The 20,024-nt window shown below is 65.3% G+C and carries 14 protein-coding genes; all 14 read right to left on the bottom strand.

All coding sequences use genetic code 11. The annotated features are described in order from the left end of the window. Positions 1 to 92 precede the first annotated feature (92 nt). The 14 genes from HY57_RS06665 to HY57_RS06600 all read right to left on the bottom strand — a co-directional run bounded on the left by HY57_RS06665 (position 93) and on the right by HY57_RS06600 (position 19,284). Positions 93 to 1,427: a BatD family protein gene (locus HY57_RS06665; RefSeq protein ID WP_019465388.1), complete on the bottom strand. Its 1,335-nt coding sequence runs from the start codon at positions 1,425 to 1,427 to the stop codon at positions 93 to 95. Beyond that, on the bottom strand, positions 1,424 to 3,049 hold the full coding sequence (locus HY57_RS06660) for a VWA domain-containing protein (RefSeq protein WP_019465389.1): 1,626 nt from the start codon (positions 3,047 to 3,049) through the stop codon (positions 1,424 to 1,426). Before HY57_RS06660 ends, HY57_RS06665 begins: the two co-directional genes overlap by 4 nt. Before the next feature lie 3 nt (positions 3,050 to 3,052). Continuing rightward, positions 3,053 to 4,075 carry a vWA domain-containing protein gene (locus tag HY57_RS06655; protein ID WP_019465390.1) on the bottom strand — a complete coding sequence of 341 codons (1,023 nt, stop codon included), beginning with the start codon at positions 4,073 to 4,075 and terminating at the stop codon, positions 3,053 to 3,055. Next, positions 4,062 to 4,565: a DUF4381 domain-containing protein gene (locus HY57_RS06650; protein ID WP_019465391.1), complete on the bottom strand. Its 504-nt coding sequence runs from the start codon at positions 4,563 to 4,565 to the stop codon at positions 4,062 to 4,064. The genes HY57_RS06655 and HY57_RS06650 overlap by 14 nt, the downstream gene beginning before the upstream one ends. Positions 4,566 to 4,569: 4 nt before the next feature. Next, positions 4,570 to 5,520: a DUF58 domain-containing protein gene (locus tag HY57_RS06645; RefSeq protein WP_019465392.1), complete on the bottom strand. Its 951-nt coding sequence runs from the start codon at positions 5,518 to 5,520 to the stop codon at positions 4,570 to 4,572. An 8-nt stretch (positions 5,521 to 5,528) separates the two neighbouring features. After that, positions 5,529 to 6,509, bottom strand: coding sequence for an AAA family ATPase (locus tag HY57_RS06640; RefSeq protein WP_026033947.1), 981 nt, complete (start codon positions 6,507 to 6,509; stop codon positions 5,529 to 5,531). Positions 6,510 to 6,540: 31 nt separating this feature from the next. Then, positions 6,541 to 9,006, bottom strand: a complete 2,466-nt coding sequence (locus tag HY57_RS06635; protein WP_200873907.1) for a fused MFS/spermidine synthase — start codon at positions 9,004 to 9,006, stop codon at positions 6,541 to 6,543. A gap of 368 nt (positions 9,007 to 9,374) precedes the next feature. Then, entirely contained in the window at positions 9,375 to 11,042 is a 1,668-nt protein-coding gene (locus HY57_RS06630; protein WP_019465395.1) for an arylsulfatase, read from the bottom strand. A 98-nt stretch (positions 11,043 to 11,140) separates the two neighbouring features. Beyond that, entirely contained in the window at positions 11,141 to 12,073 is a 933-nt protein-coding gene (locus HY57_RS06625; protein ID WP_200873906.1) for an HAD family hydrolase, read from the bottom strand. A 458-nt stretch (positions 12,074 to 12,531) separates the two neighbouring features. Continuing rightward, on the bottom strand, positions 12,532 to 13,062 hold the full coding sequence (locus HY57_RS06620) for an NADPH-dependent FMN reductase (protein ID WP_019465397.1): 531 nt from the start codon (positions 13,060 to 13,062) through the stop codon (positions 12,532 to 12,534). Positions 13,063 to 13,126: 64 nt separating this feature from the next. Next, the gene (locus tag HY57_RS06615) at positions 13,127 to 14,659 is read right to left on the bottom strand and encodes a CehA/McbA family metallohydrolase (RefSeq protein ID WP_019465398.1); all 1,533 of its coding nucleotides are present in this window, start codon (positions 14,657 to 14,659) and stop codon (positions 13,127 to 13,129) included. Between the two features lie 73 nt (positions 14,660 to 14,732). Continuing rightward, a complete protein-coding gene (locus tag HY57_RS06610; protein WP_200873905.1) occupies positions 14,733 to 17,534 on the bottom strand; it encodes a TonB-dependent receptor domain-containing protein in 2,802 nt (933 codons plus the stop codon). Positions 17,535 to 17,660: 126 nt separating this feature from the next. Beyond that, positions 17,661 to 18,776 (bottom strand): FecR family protein, encoded by a 1,116-nt coding sequence (locus HY57_RS06605; protein ID WP_019465400.1) that lies wholly within the window; start codon positions 18,774 to 18,776, stop codon positions 17,661 to 17,663. Continuing rightward, entirely contained in the window at positions 18,769 to 19,284 is a 516-nt protein-coding gene (locus HY57_RS06600) for an RNA polymerase sigma factor (protein ID WP_019465401.1), read from the bottom strand. The genes HY57_RS06605 and HY57_RS06600 overlap by 8 nt, the downstream gene beginning before the upstream one ends. Positions 19,285 to 20,024 lie beyond the last annotated feature (740 nt).

Below are 20,024 nucleotides of genomic sequence, written 5' to 3'. Positions count from 1 at the left end.
GCGTCCCTTCCTGGGACGCTGTTTTTTTCGTTCGCGCGGGGGCATGTTAGCCGGCGCATGCGATGGGTTCGTGAATGTCCCGCCATTACTGGTCACGGCGCGGGGTTCAGCGGCGGCAGCGCGGGACGGCGCTGCCAACGCCGCGAACCACGCTTCCACCTTCGCCGTGCGGATGCAAGTGCATCGACGAGAGCGGGCGCCGACCATGTCGATGCACCCTGCCCGTACAGTGCATCCTGCAATGCGTTCCAATGCGCCTGCAGCGAGGCATCGCCATAATGCACTGCCCAGCCCGCCACGCTGGCCGGCGCGCCATGGTCCGCCGCACGCCGCACCCACGCATCGACCGCTTCGGCCAATATCGCCGCCGACGTGGCGCGGCGCTGGCGGGCGACGGCACGGAACGCGACCGCCTCGGATTGACGATGCCGGTAACGCCACGCCTTCCCTTGCTGCCAAAGCCGTTGCCACGAATCTCGAAAGCGCCAGCTGAGCCACGCCAGGCCAGCCAACACGAGAACGCCGAGCCCGGCATCGCTGGACAGCCACTCGATCAGCCTCGGCATGAAGCCACGCTGCGGCAAGGCGAAGCGCGGTTTGTCCGTGCCGCCCCACCATGCATGGAAATGGACGGCCGGCACGGTGCTTTCGCGCCATTCGCGCGTGCGGCTGTCCATCCAGCGCACGGTCACGGGCGGCAGGGTATAGCGGCCCCGGCGGTCGACGACGTAGCTGGCGGTATCCACGCGATTGCCGCCGACGAAGCCACCGTGATTGTCCACGGCGTCGCGCACGATCGGCGATGCCGCATACAAGGTAAGCCCACCCACCGGCGCGAAGACGGTGGGCGGCAACATCATCGCGGGCGTACCTTCGGCGGCGATCTCGACGCGGCGCGTCACCGTATCGCCCACATGCAGGCTGCCGTCCTGCGGCGTGACGGTCTGCGTGATCTTCAGCGAGCCGGCGATCAGGGCGTCCGTCACGCCGGCAGGCAATACCAGCGGCTGTACCTGCAGCGCCAGCGGCTGGGTCTGTACGGCGACGGGGGTGCGCTGCGCGCCCAGGTGCGCGGTGATTTCGAAGGAGGGGATCTCCATCGGGCCGGACATCAACGGCGTGATGAGGTAGGTGCGCGACACCCCGGACCAACTCTGCCCGGCGATGGTCTCCACCAGGTGCCCGGGCGTTTCATCGGAAAGCGACAGATAAGCGCCGTCCACATGCAACTCGGGCAGTACCGGCGCATCAGTGAAGAAATCCGGTGTCAGCATGTCCACCACGATGCGCGTGGTCTCGCCCTGCATCAGCGTGCCGGGTGGCTCCTGATGCACGCGCACCTGGATGGGTGGCGCGGGCGGCGCGGGCTCGTCGGCATGGACGGCGACCGCGCACAGCCACAGCAGGCACCACCACCACGTTTTCATGGCGATGGCTCCGGCGAACTTGTCGCGGGTGCCGGCACAGGTGGCGCCGATGTGCCGTTCTCGATACTGAACTTGGTACGCAGGAACTCGGCGGGCGACACGCTCAGGTTGCGCATCCATACATCCGCCGGCAGCTGGATGGGTCGCTGGCCCATGACCTGGTCCATCTTGTTGCCCTTATTGCCTTCCTTGTCTTTCTTGATTTTGTCGGGCTTGGTGTCGTCGTCTTCGGTTTCCGGTGGCACCTCCGCCCGCTGCTTCATCAGCTTGACCATCAGGCGCAGGTTGGCTTCCGCCTCGGGAAACGGGTGACGCATGCGCAGCGCTTCGTTATAGGCGTCGATGGCCTCCTGGTATTCGAACTGGCGCGCATAGCTGTTGCCCGACATCAACTTCGCGTCCGGCCCCGGCAGGGTGTCGAAGACCTTCTGTGCCTCGTCGTAGCGCCCGTGCTGGTACAGGGCCCAGCCTTTCCAGTAAGGGTTCTGGAAATGTTCCGCGGCGCGGCCGAAATCCCGGTGTTCGTAGTACCAGCGCCCCTGCTGGTCCGGCGTGAAGAACCAGTCCGCCACATGCCCGTCTGCCGCGGCCGCCGGCGTCGGCAACGCGCCCAGCCCGGCGAAGCCGAGCACGAAGACCCATCGCACCATCCAGCCACGGCGGAACCAGAGCAGGGCCAACAACACCAGCGGGTAGCACAGGTAATAGCCATACTCCTTCCAGTGCACGGACGACTTGTCGTTGACGATCTGCAGGTGATGCACAGCCTCGCGCTGCACCCACTGCATGTCGGCGTTGTTCGTGGTGATGCTCGCCAGCGGAATATGCGCCTGCGACGCGAGGCGCTGCAGTGCCTTGTCGTCGAGCTTGGCCACCACCGGGGAGCCGTCCTCCCCGGTCTGCTCGCCGCCATGGGCCGTGCGCAGGGGGCCACCCCTGGTGGTACCCACGGCAAGCATCAGCACCTGTTGCCGCGAATGCTGGCGATGCGCGACAAACGCGGGAATCTGCGTGTCGTCGAATCCACTGGTGAAGAACACGATGGTGCCAGGGTCGTGCTCGGCGTCCAGCAACCGGTCGGCCAGTGTCAGCGCGGCACCTGCGTTGAGCCCCTTGGCCGGCAGCAGGTCGGTGCTCAGTGCCGAAAGAAACATCTCCATCAGGCCGGCATCGTCCGTGGGCGGCAACACCATATGCGCGGTGTTGGTGTACACGATGAGGCCGGTGCGCCCGCCCACCCGCAATGCCATCAGGTCACGCACCTTTTGCTTCGCACGCTCCAGCCGCGTCGGCGAAACATCCATGGCATTCATGGCCGGCGACAAGTCCATGGCCACCATCATCGGCGCCCGGTCCTCGGCGAACGGCGGCGACTCGCGCTCCCACGTCGGTCCGGCACAGGCGATGCTGCCGACGACGATGACGGCGCAAACGAGGTGGATGGGTCGCGGCCGCCAGTGCTCACTGTCGCCCACCACCAGATGGGCCAGCAGATGCGGCGCGATCATGCCCTTCCAGCGTTGCAGCGGGTCGTTGCGCCGCTGCCACCACCACAGCAGCAGCGGACCGAGCGGCAACAGCAGCAGCCACAGCGGACGGATGAAGTGGAAGCCCTGATCCATCGCTCAGCCCTCCGATGGCTCAGGCGACACCGATGCGCCAACACGCTTGCGCGTGAGGGGCGCGAAAACGCCGAGCATCAGCAGGTGATAGACGACCATCAGCAGCAAGGCCGCGCCCAGCGGCAGGTAGTACAGCTTGACCTTGGGCCGGTAGACCGAGTGCTTCACCTTGCTGGGCGTCATGCGGTCGAGCAAGGCATAGATGTCGGCCAGCTGCTCGCGGTTTTCGCCGCGAAAACTGCGCCCGCCGGTGGCCGCGGCAATGCGCTCGAGCGCATCCAGGTCCACCCGGTTCTCGCCCTTGGCGTTCGGATCGCCGATGCCGATGGTATGGATGACGATATGGTTGGCCTTGGCGATATCAGCGGCCGTGCCCGCGGGAATCCGGCCGGCGGTATCGTTGCCGTCGGTCAACAGGATCAGCACGCGCTCGCGTTGCTGCGAGTGCGCGGTCATCTTCACCGCCACGCCGATGGCGTCGCCAATGGCGGTCTGCTCGCCCGCCATGCCCACACGCAGTTCTTCCAGCAGCTCGCGCACGGCCACGTGGTCCAGCGTCAGCGGCGCCTGGGGAAAAGCGTTGGTGCCGAAGACGATGAGCCCGATGCGGTCGGTGGCGCGGCGTCCGATGAAATCGTCCACGACACCTTTCACCGCGTCCAGGCGGGAAATACACTGGCCCTGCGGATCGAGGAAGTCCGGCGTGGCCATGGATCCGGAGAGATCGATGGCGAGCAGCAGATCGCGCGCCGCCTCGGTACGTTCAACCGGCGGCTCCAGTCGCTGGGGGCCTGCCAGCGCAAGCACCACCAGCGCCCAGCACAGCGGCGCCAGCACGCGGCGCAACCAATTGCCTCGCAGCACGACCGCTCCGCGCGCCGGCTTCTGCCCCGTCGCTTCGGCGAGTTCGTCGAAGAAAGGCACGCGAACCGCGCGCGTGCGCTCCCCGTAGGGCGGCAGCAGCCACCACACCAACAGCGGCAAGGGCAGCACGACCAGCAGCCAGGGATACTCAAGCTGCAACATGGCCGTCGATCCATTGGTGCAGCAAGGCCATGAGCGACGCCAGCTCGTCATGGGCGATCGTGCCCTGCCCATAGGCCAGCTCATCGAGCTGTCGGCCCGGTCCCTGCGAGAAGCCACCCGCGGGATAGGTACGGTCCAGATAACGCAGCCACGCCTCGCCGCTCATCGGCCCCACCTGTGCCCGTGGCGCCCAGGCAAGCACGGTCCGTTTCACCAGTGCCGGGATGGCCATCAGCGCCGCCGCACGGGTGGCGGGATCGGCCATGGCCTGCTCGATGGCGGCCAGCTCGGCGCGTGCCTCACGGCGATAGCGGTTGCGTCGCCAGGCGCGCCAGCGCAGGAACAGGAAGACCAGAAGCCCCGCCAGGAGGACGCCCCCGACGACCCACCAACCCGCGGTCTGCGGCATCCAGGAAACCGGCGGCGGCGCGGGAATGTCCCTGAGATCGGCGATGGACGCCATCTTGGCGGGCTCGGCAAGCCAAAGCATGCGCCTAGCCCCGCATCTGCGCGAAGTGACCGAGCATGCGCGCCATCTGCAGCAAGGTGGGCTGTTCGGTATCGATGGCCAGCGTGGGCACGCCGCAGCGCTGCACCAGTGCCACCGTCTGCTGCAGGCGCTGGTCGAACATGGCGCTGAGCGGCTCGCGAATGGTCTTGCGACCGAAATCCAGCTCGACCTGCAACTCGCCCTCGGTCACCACGATCTTGCCGTTGTCGGGCACGGCGCGCGCCGAGGGATCGAACACCAGCACGGCGACGACATCGTTGTGCGTCGCCAGCTCGCGGATGAGCTGCAGGGTCTGTTCGTCCGCACCAAGAAAATCGCTCACGATGCAGACCAGGTAGTCATGGGTTGCCAGATGCAAGGCCGCACGCAGCGCTCCATCCAGCTGCGCGGGATTGATGCGCGCGGGGCTGTCGGCGCGCAACGCCTGATTGCTCTGCGCCAATGCGCCCAGCACCGCTTGCACGCTGGAGCGGCTGCGGCGCGCACGCACGCTGTGGATCTGGCTGTCGTCGAACACCACGGCGCCCGCACGGTCACCCGCCTGGAAACTCATCCAGGCGCCCAGCGCGGCAACTTCCGCCGCCACCACCGACTTCATCGCGCGACGGGTGCCATAGAACATCGACATGCGCTGATCCACCACGAACAACGCGGGCCGGTCGCGCTCCTCGGTGTACGACCGCACCATGGCATGTCCCACGCGCAGGGAAACCTTCCAGTCGAGATGGCGGATGTCGTCGCCCGGCACGTAGGCCCGTATTTCCTCGAAATTCAGTCCGCGCCCGCGCAGGCGCGACGCATGCCGGCCCGCGAGCACGCTGTGGTGGGGGCGATGCGGCGTGGCCCGCAGGCGACGCGCGTCGTACTCCATGCGCGCCAGATGCGCGGGAGTGACGTAGACCGTGCCGATGTCACTGGCTTTCACCGTGCTCATTCGCCACCTCAGGCCGGCACGGCGACCCGTTCCAGAATCCTGTCGATCACCTGATCGGCACGAACACCCTCGGCGCTGGCGTCATAGGAAAGCATGATGCGGTGACGAAGCACGGGATGAACCATGGCGCGCACGTCGTCCGGCGTGACGTGGTCACGGCCTTCCAGCCATGCATGGACGCGCGCGGTGCGCTCCAGCGCGATGCCGCCACGGGGGCTGGAGCCGATCTGGATCCATGTCGCCAGCGTCGTGTCGTAGCGGTCCGCGTGTCGCGTGGCGTCGACCAGGGCCATGATGTATTGCTCGATGGCTGGCGCCACGTGCACGCCGTGGATCTCGCCCCGTGCCGCGAAGATGCTGGCGGGCTCGATGCGCTGCGTGGATGCGCCAGCGCTCCCGGACGGACCGCCCACCTCTTCGCTGCGCACCAGTTCGAGCACGCCGATCTCGCTGTCGCGGTCGGGATAATCCACCAGCACCTTCAGCAGGAAGCGGTCGAGCTGCGCCTCAGGCAAGGGGTAGGTGCCCTCCTGCTCGATGGGGTTCTGCGTCGCCATCACGATGAACAGGTCGGACATCTTGTGCGTGGTGCCCGCCACGGTGATCTGCCGCTCCTCCATGGCTTCGAGCAACGCGGCCTGCACCTTGGCCGGCGCACGGTTGATCTCGTCGGCCAGAATGACGTTGCCGAAGATGGGCCCCGGCTGGAACTGGAAGACGTTCTGCCCGCCCTGCTGATGCAGCACTTCGGTGCCGGTGATGTCCGACGGGAGCAGGTCGGGCGTGAACTGGATGCGGCGCATTTCGGTGTCCAGATGCCTGGCCATGCTCTTCACCGCGCGGGTCTTGGCGAGGCCGGGCAGGCTTTCCAGCAACAGGTGTCCGTTGGCCAGCAGGCCCACGATCATCTGACGGATCAGGTCGCGCTGCCCGATGATGGATGTTTCCATCTGCGTCTGCAGGGTTGAAACGGCCTCTCTGGCGTTCATCGGTCCTCCCGGCTCCCTTGCCTGGCGCGCATTACTGAGCATCGCCGGCGATCCATCGGTAATAAGGGTTCTGGCCATCGGCCTGCATGACCATGCCCATGGCCTCGGACCACTGGTCGCGATCACCCTGATAGGCGGCCAGGCCCGCGGCGTAGAAGGTGAACAGCACATCGCGTTGGCGGCGCATGGCTTCGATCAGTTCCGGGTTCGCGCCGTGCAGCGGCGGCTCGACACGCAGCCTCACCAGCTCGGGCAGTACGCGCACCAGTTCGTTGCGCCGCACCCAGGTGGCGTATTCGATGCTCGGACGATCGTCGGTCACCGGCGGGGTGTCGCCCGCGTAACGCTCGAGTCCGGCGCGATCGGTCACCCAGGTGGCGAGCAGCGCTTCGGGCGAGCCCACGCCGACCTCGCCAAGCGCACGGGCGACAGACGGCTGGTTGAAGCGTTGCGCGATCTGCGTCGCGTCCAGTTCGATGGGGTCAAGGGAGCCGACCAGCAGCATTTCATGCAGCTCGGTGGTCCACAGCGTGGCGTGGGGGAACGCATCGAGGAAGGCACGCACCATGGCGCGCGAATCCTCGTCGTTCTGCGTCGGCAGAGGCAGCCATTGCGCCAACAGGCCTCCCGGTGCAAGGCGTTTTGCGGCCAGCTGGTAGAAGTCGCGGGAATAGAGGTTGACCACGCCGGCCGCCGAGGGCGGTGGTGGCTCCAGCGTAATCATGTCGTAGGCCTGCCCGCTCGCCAGCAGTTCACGGCGGCCGTCACGCAGGCGGACCTCAAGCCCGGGATCAGCGCCCGCACCATAGTTGCCGTTGAACTGCGCATGCGCCTGCACGACCGCAGGCAGCAATTCCGCGCACACACGCGTCGTCAGCCCCGGATACTGCGACAGCGCACCGGCCGTAATGCCCGTGCCGAACCCGATCACCAAGGCCGAGCGCGGCTCGCCGCGATGGATGAGGAGCGGCAACAGTGCCTGCAGACGCATATAACGTTGCGACGGCAAGGTGTCGCCCGAGTTGGACACGCCCTGGATATACAGGCGATGGAAGCGGTTGTTCCCCTGCCCCTGTGCCAGCACGGCCACGGTGCCGCCGCGGCTTTCCTGATAGAACGTGATATCGCCGCCGCGCGCCTGGGCCAGCAGCTGCGCCATCTTCTGCGGCGGCATGAGCACCGCCACCGCCAACGTGCCAAGGCAGACGCCCACGACGGCCCAGCGCGAACGTCCACGCGAGCCGGTACCGGCAAACGCGGCCATCAGGCCCACCACGCCGGCCGCCAAGGCCAGCAGCGCCAGCGACCGCACCAGTCCGAACGCCGGCACCAGCACGAAACCGGTCAAGGCCGTACCCGCGATGCCACCCAGGGTATTGAGCGCCACCGCCAAGCCGATGCCACGACCACTGCGCTCCGGCTGCGCCGACAGGCGGAGCACGGCGGGAAACGCAGCGCCGAGCAACAAGGTCGGCAGCAACACCAGCGCGGCAGCCGCCACCGCGAAGCGTGTGCACATGGCCACCAGCCGACTCCCCGTGAGCGAGGTAGCGACCTCGGCCAGCGTCGCCTGCAGAGCCGGCAACCAGGCACCGAGCAAGCCAACCTGCAGCAAGGCGACCAGGCCGGCCAATGCAATCAGGACGCCGAAGGCAGCCCACGCGTTGCGTACCCGATCGGCGAAGCGCGCATAGATTGCACTGCCCGCCATCAAACCCAGCAGGTAGACCGCCAGCATCATGGCGAACGCGAACGCGCGCGTGCTCATGAACTGTACGACGGTCTGCGACCAGATCACCTCGTAGCCCAACGCGATGCCACCGGCGATGGCGTACAAGCTCAGCGCCAGCCGCGCGGAACGCAGCGGCAACGCGGTTTCGGCCGTCACCGATGGCGTGGCGGACGGGCGCCGCCGATCCAGCGCCAGCGCCACCACCGCCACCAGCCCATTGATGGCCGCGGCCGCCAACGCCGAACCCAACACGCCAAGCGCTGGCAGGAGCACGAAGGGCGCGAGCAGCACACCGGCGATGGCGCCGGCCGTATTGGCCGCGTAGAGCCGGCCGCCGGCCGCCGCCACGCTGTGGCGCGCGGTGGCACGCACCAGCACCGGCAAGGTGCCACCCATGGCTATCGCCGGCGCGCCGACCAGCGCAAAAGGCAGCAACCAGGCCAGCCAGCCGACATGCAGCTCAAGCTGCGCGAACAGCGCGGCGCTATGCGCCAGCAACACGGTCGCCATGACGGCCAGCAACGCGACACCGCCTTCCAGCCAGGCATAAAGCCGCAACGGGTGCGCTATCTCGTCAGCCCTGCGGCCGAACCAGGCGCCACCGATGGCGAGTCCTCCGAAGAATGCACTGACGGCAACGGTGACGGCGTAGACCTCGACGCCGACCACCAGCGAAAGCTGTTTGATCCAGAGCAACTGGTACACCAGCGATGCTGCGCCCGAACCGAAGAGCAGCGCAGCGGCCCCACCCGTTGTCGACGACACGGCGGGCTCGGCGACGAAAGCATGTTGTCCAACACGGGGAGGCTTCATGACGTGCATGGTTCTCGCGCAAGGCTGGATGTATCCGAGTATAGGGATGAAACAGCGCGCGATACGCTACTTAAGTAAGAATGATCTCAGACAGCACCGCAGCGAATAGCGAAGACGTCGTCTGCCCTTCGCAAGCAATCCCTTTCCTGTGCGACCGGCCTCTCCTGCCATGAAAACGGCAGAGCGACAACGCCCTTGGCGATGGTGAACGTGACCACGTCTTCATCACGACCCACCAAAGAAAAGCGCCAGCCGTGTACAACGGCTGGCGCCCGTCTTTCTCCTCACCAGCGGCATCCATGCCGCACACCTGCTCGCTCCTACTTACCTTCCTTCTGCAGCTGCATCTTCAGCTGCTCAACGGCCTTGTCGATGGTGAAGGAATCCGGCGTCTGGCTCGGCGGATAGTCCTTGAAGGTCTGAAGGAATCGTGCCGCACGCATATTGCCCTCGATGACCACGTAAGCGTTCTCGGTCATCCACTGGTAGTAGCCGTTTGTCTGACCGATATCCGCTCGCTCATAGGGATCCATGCGCAAGTTGTAGAGCTTGGGCAGACGCAGGCAGGTGAAGGGTTCAGACCAAATCTGCAAGCTGCCCGGTGCCCGCTGTTCGCAGAATACGTCCTTCCAGGCATCGGGGCGGACGCCACCCGGCTCCATCGGATCCCAACGAACAGCTACCAACTGGGCATCGTCGTCGAAATAGAAGAACTCATTGCGGGGACTGGTATTGGTCTTACCCGTCAGGTAGGGCAGGAAGTTGTACCCGTCCAGATGGACCTTGAACGTCTTACCACCGATGCTGGTGCCCTTCAGCAGCTTGTTCGCGATGTCGCTATCGCCTGCGGCCGCCACCAGGGTGGGAAACCAGTCCAGGCCGGAGATCAGCGCATTGCTTACCGTGTTGGGACGGATATGACCCGGCCAGCGGATCATGGCCGGTACGCGGAAGGCACCTTCCCAGTTCGAGTCTTTCTCGCTGCGGAACGGCGAGTTCGCCGCGTCCGGCCAGCTGAAGAAGTTGGGACCGTTGTCGGTGGTGAAGATCACGATGGTGTTCTTGGTGATGCCCGCATCGTCCAGCGTCTTCAGCAGCTTGCCGACGTTCTGGTCCATCTCCCACATGCCATCGGCATAGTTATGGCCCTTGCCCAGGCCACCCTTGCCTTCGTACTCCGGCCGCACGTGCGTGAACATATGCATGCGCGTGAAGTTCATCCACACAAAGAAAGGTTGCTTGGCCTGTGCCTGCTTCTGGATGTAGCCAATCGCGGCACCCGTGGTCTCATCGTCAATCGTTTCCATGCGCTTGACGTTCAGCGGACCGGTATCCTGAACCTTGCCGTCGGCGAAGGAGTGAATCACGCCGCGCGGGTTATAGACCTTCAGGAAGGCCGGATCATTCGACGGCCAGTACGGGCGCTCGGGCTCTTCCTCGGCATTGAGGTGATACAGATTGCCGAAATACTCGTCAAAGCCGTGCTTGGTCGGCAGGTACTCATCACGATCACCCAGATGGTTCTTGCCGAACTGACCCGTGGCATAGCCCATGCCCTTGAGCGCTTGAGCAATCGTCACGTCACGATCCTGCAGGCCCGCCTTCGCGCCGGGCATGCCCACCTTGGACAGGCCGGTACGCAGCACCGTCTGGCCCGTGATGAAGGTCGAACGACCTGCCGTACAGCTGTTTTCACCGTAGTAGTCGGTGAAGAGCATGCCCTCGCGGGCGATGCGGTCGATGTTCGGCGTGCGGTAGCCGACCACGCCCATACCGTAGGCGCTCAGGTTCGAGATGCCCACGTCATCGCCAAAGATGACGAGGATGTTCGGCTTTCCGTTGTCGGATGACTGCTCCTGCGAATCCTGCGCTGGCTGTGCTTTGACGACAGGGGGTTGGATGGTCACCGCAGCCACGACGAGCAAGGCTGTCGTGACGACGGTAGTCAGTGATTTCAGCAAGGTACTGCGCTGCCACGGGCGAAACATGGGGAGTCCTCCTTCTATGCACGACTGCTCGGGGCAGCCACCGGTCATTGCTTCACTCAATCCTCAACGGCGCCCAGGGACGACTCCGTCGTCTTGCGTTACTGCCTTTCTGCCGGGTAGATCACCTTCCACTCTTTCTTCATGTCCACCACGGTCCAACCCTTGGCACCGGCTTCGTCCAGCGCCTTGTCCAGCGTGCCTACCTTCGACTGGCGGTCGTAGGCGTATTCGCGATCGGCATCGGTGTGATGAACAAGACCGGCAAAGCGCGCGCCGTCGCCGGACATCGTCCACTCGAGCATCTGCTGGTCGCCGTCGGAGTTGCCGAAGGCGAAGATGGGCTTGCGGCCGATAAAGCGCTCGATGCCCACCGGCTTGCCGGCGTGGTCATCCACGAGGGCGACCTTGGGCTGCTTCAGGAGCACCGGCTGGCCATCCCGCCACTCGTAGGTGAGTTCGCCTTCGCTGCCGATCACCTGTTCCGGTGGAATGCCGTACACCGCCTCGGCCCAGGCGCGCATGAAGTCCTGCCCGCCGCCGGACACGATGTAGATCTTGAAGCCGTTGTCGCGCAGGTAGTGCAGCAGTTCCAGCATGGGCTGGTAGACCATCTCGGTGAAGACGCGGTGCGTCTTCGGATGGCGTGCGGTAGATACCCATTGGTTGACGCGACGGGCGAATTCGTCGGTGGTCATGCCGGCGTGGGTAGCCGCCACCAACTCGAGGGCGCCTTTCTCGCCGGTGGCGGCGAGCCCCTTCATGTCGCCCGCGAGCGCGGACTTGAACGGCTCGGTGGTTTTCCATTCGGGGTGCTGGGGCGACTGCGCCTTGACCTGGTCCAGCGCGAAGAACACCTCGGCATACACCGGCTGCTCGGTCCACAAGGTGCCGTCGTTGTCGAACACGGCGATGCGTTTGGCCGGCTCTACGTAGTCGGGGGATCCCGGCGTCGTGACTTTCCTGACGAAACTTTCGATCTGCTGCCTGCTGGCCCCATCGTTCCAGGAGGGCAACGCATCCTGCGCCGCCATGCAAGTCTGAGCCCACACCAGCGCACCGAACATGCACAACGCAGCCCAACGGCTGCGCCACCGATGTCCCGGCATGGCGCTGACAGCGTCAGATCGACTCGCTACATGCATTCACGCAATCCCCGGTGATTCGATCCGGTCGCCTCGACCGACGCAGCCTGTCGTGCCGACCCGTTCGGCTCGTCGCAGGGCACATCCAACGCCCCACATCAATGCAGGCCAATGCCCGCAATGAGCGACGGTCTTAACCGTCGCGGATTTGGGTGGCCCTGACAATTCGAGAGACTACGTATATGTGCTAGGCAAAATTACGGTGCCCAAATGCGGCGACACCGGCGAGCACATCGCTCAGGCGAGCGTGATGGCGTGAGGAGAGAGTGAAAACGGCCGCCACAGGCACGACATGACGCGGCCAACGGCGCGCGGATATAACCGCCGCCTATACCTTCGACAAAGCGCTAGCCTGCACGGATGGCCGTTGCAAGCTCCGACAGGAATCCGATGACCTGCGCGGCCTGGTCAGGCTCGCTCATCATCACGTCCACCTCGGCCGGCGACTTGCCGACCAGGGGAGTACGCAGGAACACCTGACTCAGGAAACCATCGCTGACGGTGGCAAGCACGGTGCGCAACGACGCCAGCATCTCGTCCCCACGATGGGATGCATGGGCGAGCGCGATGGGTTTGCCGATGACCTCCAGGCGCGACACCATCCAGTCGATGGCGTTCTTCATGCCGCCGGGAATCGCGCGCACATACTCCGGGCTGGAAATGATGATGCCATCGGCCTGGGCCACCCGTTCCAGGAACCGAAGCACCGCCACCGGTGTTCGTTCTCCCTCGGCATCCGGCGAGAAGACCGGCAAGCTGTCCAGGCGATGGAAGACGGATACCTCCACACCCTCGGGTGCAAGGCGCTTCATCGCCCTCAGCAGGGCGGTGTTGGTGGAGTCATGGCGTGCGCTGCCGGAGATGGCCAGAAGCTTCATGTCGGCGGGATCGTGGACGGGTTTCTTCCCTGAAAGCTGGCAGAGGTTGCCCGTCGACGCAACCTCAGTCGTTGAGATAGACCGGATTGCCCACGATCAGCAGTGTCCCGTCCGCCGCGCGCACATTGGCGCGGAGCCAGTGCCTGCGGCCATCCGATGGCCAGTCGAATGACAGGGACTGCTCAGCGTCACGAATGGCCAGGTCCGCCTTGGGTTTGACGAGATGGCCGTCGACGATGATCTCCCCATGTGCGCCGGCCATGCCCTTGACGTGGATGGCGACCCGCACGGTGCTGTTACGCGGCGCGGGCAGCGTGTCACCCATCTCCACCGTGCGGTCGCCTGCCGTGGCGGCGAAATCAAAGGCCGAACCCGGCTTGCCTTGCGTGTCGATGTAGACATGGCCCGCGCGAATGGCTTCGACGATCGCCTGCATCGACAATTCGCCCGCATGCACCACCGTGGTCGGGATGCCGATCGGGTTGCTGCCACCCGGTGCCGGCAGCGGCAGCTTGACGTCATGGCTGTCGCTGCCGCCGATGCCGGTGAGGTGGAAGCCCTTGTCGAGCTGTTCCTGCCAGAACGCGATGCCGCTGTACGTCGGGCTGAGCGAATCCATGCCGTTCACCGCCTCGATGGCCTGTACCAGGTGCATGTCCACCGGTTGCGCGGGCGTCCAGCCGCAACCCATGCAGGTCTCGTCGTTGGGGCGAATCGGATGGTTGATGGAGAACACGCCATGCAGGCCGGCCGCCTGCGTGAGCAGTGCGTTCCAGTCCGGCACGGCCTTGCTGCCCAGACGGAAATCCAGCGGCTCGCTGCTGCCCAGCAGGTTGCCATGCCCCTGGAAGGTGGTCACCTCGCGCGAGGGAATCAGCAGAAGCCGATCGTAATAGGGCTGCAGCTCGCGGATGTCGTTGGCCTGCGACACGGCGTTGTGGTCGCTCAGCGCGATGAAGTCGAGCCCGCGCCGTGCCGCGTCTTCCACCGTGAAGGACAGCGGACAGGGCACGCGCGCATCGCCGCTCTCGCTCTTGCAGCTGCCATCGCTGTGCGCGCCATGCATGTGCAGGTCGCCGCGATACCAGCCCGGCCCCGTGCGCAGCGCCGGATGGAGCACCGCCGGCTGCCACGCCGGGTCACCCGGATGCCCGAACCAGATCTTCGCGGTGAAGTCGGAAGTCGACGCCGCGCGTATGTTGGGAATACCCAGCAGCAGGTGCCAACGCCCCGGCTGGATCGGCCCCGGCGAGAACGACGGCGTGGCATCCACCGCGCCCACGGTGAAGAGCCGCTTGCTGCCGCCGGTCCAGCCGCGCAGCCCCTGCTGGCCATGGAAGCCGTCCGGATCCTTCAGCCCCAGGTCGACCGCCGTGTGTTCCTCGCGGCCGCTGTATTCGAACTGCACGGTGATGCGGTTGACGCCTGCCGGCACATCGAACGGCACGTCGCGATAGCTGTGATTGTCGCTGCCGTCCAGCCGGCCGCGCAGCACCAGGTCGGGCGCGGTCTCGGTGGCACAGGCCACCCCGAGGATCGTCAGCCACAGTGCCACCAGGGCAAGAAAGCGGGGCGGGCAACGGGAATATTCAGTCATGACGCGATTCCTTCCACGGTAACACCGTCCCGCGTGTCGCCATGCGGAGCGACACGCGGGACACCAGACGCCATCAGAAGCGGTACATCACCGAGGCGCGGAACGAGCGGCCCAGCAGCGGACGCGCAATGAACACGCTCTTGGTCGCATCGCTGCTCGCCAGCTCGCCGGCACGCGGGTTGCCCTCGGTCAGTCCCAGCGAGTTGTTGAGGTTGTCGGCGTAGAAGAAGAACGACAGCTCCGGCGTCATCTGGTAGCGGGCACTGAAGCCGATGGTGTGGTACTGCGGCAGCACCACGGAGTTGGCGGTGTCGACATAGCGGCGGCCTTCGTACTCGTAGCTCATCTGCAGGCGCAGCTTGTCGTCCAGCAGGTTCACGCCGGGCACGATGCGGAAGCTGTTCTTGGGCACGCGGATGAGCTGGTTGCCGTCATAGTCGAGCAGCACCGGCGCATTGTTGGTGATGACGGTGTAGCGCAGGCCCTTGTACTGGGGATCCTGGACGGTGGCCGTGTACTGCACGTCGAAATACTTCGACGGGTAGAAGGTGCCTTCCAGCTCCAGGCCGTAGGTCTTGGTATCCGCATAGCCCGTCTGCGGCGTCGACACGCCCGTATTCGGATCGAACACGTAGTTGCTGAAGCTGACGTTGTTGTACTTGGTATAGAACAGCGTGGCGTACGCATCCATGTAGCGGTTGCTGTACTTGTAGCCCATCTCCGGCAGGATCATCGTCTGGATGACCGGCGTGGCCGTGGGCGAGGTGATGTACGAGCTCAGGTTCGGCAGGCGGAAGGTGGAGGTGTAGCGCGCGAACACGCCCTGGTGGTCGCTGAACTGGTAGTTCGCGCCAAGGGTCCAGCCGATCTTGTCGAAGCTGTGGTCATACGACACGTACTGGCCGTTGCCGGTGAGGATGTTCGATGTCGGCGGCGTGCCCAGGTTCACCGTCTGCGAACCCTCGGTCCAGCCCTTGGTGTTCACGCGCTCCCAGCGCGCGCCGCCGTCGATGCGCAGCTGGTCGTTGACCTGCCATTCGTCCGACAGGTAGAACGCGCTGGTATTGGACGTGCCGCTGGCGTGCGCCCACTCATAACCGTAGCTGTAGATGCCGCCGTTGGTGAGCTTGCCCAGCGGATTGCCGGCCGCATTCACCGCCACCACGTCCAGCAGGCGCGCGTTGTCCGTCGCGGTAAGAATGGCGGTGGACGAATAGCGGTCAAAGCTCTGGTTGAAGTGCGCGTAGTAGTAACCCAGCGTGACGTCGTGGGTCTGGTCGCCGAATTCGAACTTGCGCATCACCCGCGTGTTGCTGGTGAACTCGTCCATCGGCATGGTGACGCCACGCAGGCCGCCCAGGATGACCAGGCCGTTGTTGCCCTGGTTGGGGACAAACGCCTGGCCGTTGTCCACGTACTGCAGCTGCATGCCGGCCGCGCCCGGGTAGTACTGCGCCAGCCGCTTCTTCGCCGTGGCGAGGAAGTCGCTCACCGTCTGCACGGCGTTCGGAAACACGCCATTGCGCTGCGTGTCGGTGTCGCTGTAGCGCAGGTCCTCGGCAATCTTCCAGCCGTCGCCCAGGTTGTAGTCGAACTTGGTGGTGAACTGCGTGCGCTTCACCTGGGTGCCCAGGCTGTTGTCGAAGTTGTACAGGCTGCCATTGCCCTGAATCATCTTGACGTGTTCGGTCTCAGGGCCGGCCAGCGTGCCGTAGTTGCCGTTGAAGCCCGGCACGGCCACCAGATCGCTGCTGGCATTGCGGTACATCGGAATGCCAAGGTCCAGCGCCACCTTGTCGTCCATGCGCTTGATGTCGAAGCTGATGCTGCCGTTTTCGAACTGCTTGGACAGCGTCGCGCGGAGCTGGCCACCCTGGTCGTTGGTATAGCCGGGCCGGCGGATGCCATTGTCCTGGCGATAGAAGCCGCCCGCGCTCAGCTTCCAGCCGTCGCCGACCGGCGTGCCGTACCAGAAGTCGAGGCGGTTGAGGCCGTAGTTGCCCACGGTGTACTTCACCAGGCCCTCGGCGGCATCGCCGACCTGGCGCGGGATGAAGTTGATGGCGCCGGCCGGCGCGTTGGAATAGAAGATCGACGACGGGCCGCCACGCACCACTTCGATGTGGTCGATGGTCTCGTCGATGCGGAACGCCTGGTCGGCATTGAGATAACCCAGCGCCGGGTCGTGCTGCACCGGGATGCCGTCTTCCAGCAGGTTCACGGAACCATAGCCGTCCACCGGAATGCCGCGCGCGCGGATGTTGCCGCTCGCCTCGCCGCCCGACGACTCCACCCAGAAACCCGGCACCGATTTCATCGCTTCGGTAACGCTGGTGGGGTTTTGCATGCGCAGGCGGTCTTCATCGATCGTGGTGATCGAATAGCTGGTCTGCGCCTTGGACCGCTCGTCCACGCCGGAGCGTGCGGTAACCACCACCTGGTCCAGATCCTTGGCACTCTTGCTGGTGCCCGGCGCGGCCGTCGCGTCGCTGGCGGGATCAGCGCTGGCGTTACCGGCCGTCGTCACCGCAGCGGAGGCCGGATTGCCCGCATTGGCTGCCACGTTTCCCGGGATGATCGACACCGTGTTTGGCGTGACGAAGCGATAGGTCAGGCCGGTGCCTGCGAGCAGCTGGCGCAGCTGCTGCTCCGGCGCCACGCCGCCATCGGCGCCGGGGCTGCGGATGGCATCGGGAATGTCCGAGCCATACACCACCTGCATGCCCGCCTCGTGCGAGAAGTTCTCCAGCGCCCTGGAGAGCGGCATGGCGGCAATGGCCGTGGTATGCGGCGCAGCGGCGGCCTGGGCAAAGGCGGCCAGGGGAAGACCGGCGCCAAGCGCCAGCGCGATATGGAAGGCCAAACGATTACGCATGTGGAAAGCAACCTTGAGTGGGATAGTCGATGGCCGGCGCGACACGCGATGTGTTTTTCGCCGCCCCATACCCATCAAGAGCCTCCGCTCGCGCAACCGGGTACCTCCGATTGCATGAATCTTTTCTTACAGTCGCCGGGCTTTCGTTTCCATCTGGTTCGCGGCCACGATACGCACGCGGTCGCGTTCTTCGATGACACGCACGTCCGGCAGCGTTGCCAGGTAGGCAGCGAACGCCTGCGGGTTGTCGGCATGGAAGATGCCGCTGATGCGCTCCTGGGCAATGTCCTCGTTCTCGATCACCAGTGGCCTGCTCGTGTACGCATTGAACCGGCGGGCGACATTGCCGATGGTCTCGTGCTGAAAACGTATGTCCGCAGGCAGCCATGCCGTGGTCCTGGCGATCTGCGCAGGCTCTTTCACCCCCACGCTGGCCGTGCCCAGGGAGATCTGCTGGCCTGCCGTGAGATCCGCCACGGCCTCGCCCTCCAGCAGGGAGAAATCAAAGGCCGCCAGCGGCGTGTCCGGCGCATTGAGCACGCGCACGCGACCGCTGATGACGGTAAGCGTGTCGCCATGCACATCGCGCCTGACGTCGAATACGGTGCCGATGTCCTGCAGGATATGTCCGCCCACGTTGACCAGCATGGGCCTATCCGCATCCTTGCCCACATCGAACAGCGCATTGCCCCGCACCACTTCAATGCGGCGCAGGCGGCCATCGAAATGCACGTCGATGACGCTGCCCCGCTCCATCTGCACCAACGTGCCATCGGGTAGCGCCACGGAACGCACGGCAGCGGCATCGGCGGCGTAGCTCTGTTCGACGTAGCCATGGGCGGAACGCCATGGCCCCACACCAAGCCACGCGACCGCCACCGCGGCGGCCACCGCCACCAGCCCGGCGACCACGCGATGCGCGCGCCCCGTGCGCGGCGCCGGTGGCTCATGCATGGCCCGATCCATGTGCGGGAACATGACGACGGGGTTGTTGCTGCTGGCCTGCTCGACCAGCTCGTCGGTCGTGATGGTCTTCAGCGCGGCGGCCGCCCGCAGGTCACCATGCATCTGCGCCACCGCGAGGTATTCCGCCACGTGGCGCGGCGACGCGCGCAACCATTCGAGGAAGGCCACGCGCCGGCGTTCGCTCAGCGGCTCCTGCTGCTCGATGTACCAGGACACCGCCTGTTCGGTGATGCGCCGCGCCTGCCGTGCGGCGTCGAACTGGGAGGAATCATTCATAGTCGGCCATCCTTTGCCTGCATGCCGCCAAGCCTTTCACGATGTACTTCTTCACCATGTTCGTCGAGATGGACATGCGCTCGGCGATCTCGCGATACGACAGGTCGTCGCGATAATGCATGATGAGCACGGCCTTGCACTTGGGCGACAGGCGATCGATCAGCACGCCCAGGCGCTCCTGCCGCCGTTCGCGGTCCATGTCCGCTTCGAGGTTGGTCGGCGCCACGAGTTGCTCCACCACCTGTTCCAGCTGATCGCTGCCCAGCGGCTGCTGCTGGCGCAGCACGGCGTGCTCCTTCACCAGGTTCGCCGCCACGGTGAAAAGATACGCCTCGGGGCTGCGGATGTTGGCCGCGTCGTCCGGCTCGATGCGCAAGAGGCGCAGGTAGACCTCCTGCACCAGGTCCTGCGCATCCCAGCGATGCGCCACGCGACGCAGGAAATACTTGCTCAGCGTCGCGCCCTTCTCCGCGAACAGCGCCGACCACGCCCCATGCTTTTCGCGCACCGCGCCCTCCTCCGACCGTATTCGCCGAAGCTGGCTACGGCACCCAGACGGCCCCGGAGCCTAGGGACCGGTTGTGACGGATTGGTGAAGGCACCAACTTCCCGCGCCCCCTGGCCATGGTCCAGCACCGGCGGAAGGCCAGCCCCGGCCCGCCCTGCGCGCGAGCTTGCGATGCAACGCAGCAAAACCGGCGGGTGATCCATCGCCGCCGCCGCGATCCAGCGTCAGCCGCATGAATGCCAGTCCCCGCCTGACTCCCCGGGCGATGGTCGTCCTGCTCGCCATAGGCCATCAGCTTGGATCGATTTAAAAACGCCCTCCAAGATATTGCAGCGCAATATCCGGCCTGATCTTTTCATTCCGCCAAATCAATCAGTTACGCACACGCATTATTTTTAGATCGAGTTAAATTTTCTGTTGACAAGGTTGTCCACGCACTCCAAGAATGACCTGTCGTCGGCGACCGCCACACGTGGCCAGCGATACGGCAGGGGTTCTGAGGCAAGCGGTCTGAGTCGCGTGACACCGAGAAGGCGAGGGCGCCCCCCACGGCTGCCCGACGGCCCCATCGGCATCTGGTCCAGCGCTGGCAAGCGACCCGTTCCCTCGCCGGCCCCAACCGGCCAACTCACCCGAAGACCCTTGTCACCGCCGCCAGGCAGTGCGGGGGAGTTCGTCCCGAAAACCACGGGCAGCGCGCCTGATGCGCGTCGCCCCACAGCCCGTTCAACGTTGCAGGA

The organism is Dyella japonica A8 (genome assembly GCF_000725385.1).
In the GTDB taxonomy this organism is placed as follows: Bacteria; Pseudomonadota; Gammaproteobacteria; order Xanthomonadales; family Rhodanobacteraceae; genus Dyella; species Dyella japonica_C.
Note: the sequence above shows the minus strand (reverse complement) of the source record. Positions and strands in the feature narration are given on the sequence as shown.

What these genes read in the sequence shown, in the direction of transcription:
- HY57_RS06665 (WP_019465388.1), bottom strand. Translation starts at nt 1,427, where the DNA reads ATGAAAACGTGGTGGTGGTGCCTGCTGTGGCTGTGCGCGGTCGCCGTC.
- HY57_RS06660 (WP_019465389.1), bottom strand. Translation starts at nt 3,049, where the DNA reads ATGGATCAGGGCTTCCACTTCATCCGTCCGCTGTGGCTGCTGCTGTTG.
- HY57_RS06655 (WP_019465390.1), bottom strand. Translation starts at nt 4,075, where the DNA reads ATGTTGCAGCTTGAGTATCCCTGGCTGCTGGTCGTGCTGCCCTTGCCG.
- HY57_RS06650 (WP_019465391.1), bottom strand. Translation starts at nt 4,565, where the DNA reads ATGCTTTGGCTTGCCGAGCCCGCCAAGATGGCGTCCATCGCCGATCTC.
- HY57_RS06645 (WP_019465392.1), bottom strand. Translation starts at nt 5,520, where the DNA reads ATGAGCACGGTGAAAGCCAGTGACATCGGCACGGTCTACGTCACTCCC.
- HY57_RS06640 (WP_026033947.1), bottom strand. Translation starts at nt 6,509, where the DNA reads ATGAACGCCAGAGAGGCCGTTTCAACCCTGCAGACGCAGATGGAAACA.
- HY57_RS06630 (WP_019465395.1), bottom strand. Translation starts at nt 11,042, where the DNA reads ATGTTTCGCCCGTGGCAGCGCAGTACCTTGCTGAAATCACTGACTACC.
- HY57_RS06625 (WP_200873906.1), bottom strand. Translation starts at nt 12,073, where the DNA reads ATGGCGGCGCAGGATGCGTTGCCCTCCTGGAACGATGGGGCCAGCAGG.
- HY57_RS06620 (WP_019465397.1), bottom strand. Translation starts at nt 13,062, where the DNA reads ATGAAGCTTCTGGCCATCTCCGGCAGCGCACGCCATGACTCCACCAAC.
- HY57_RS06615 (WP_019465398.1), bottom strand. Translation starts at nt 14,659, where the DNA reads ATGACTGAATATTCCCGTTGCCCGCCCCGCTTTCTTGCCCTGGTGGCA.
- HY57_RS06610 (WP_200873905.1), bottom strand. Translation starts at nt 17,534, where the DNA reads ATGCGTAATCGTTTGGCCTTCCATATCGCGCTGGCGCTTGGCGCCGGT.
- HY57_RS06605 (WP_019465400.1), bottom strand. Translation starts at nt 18,776, where the DNA reads ATGAATGATTCCTCCCAGTTCGACGCCGCACGGCAGGCGCGGCGCATC.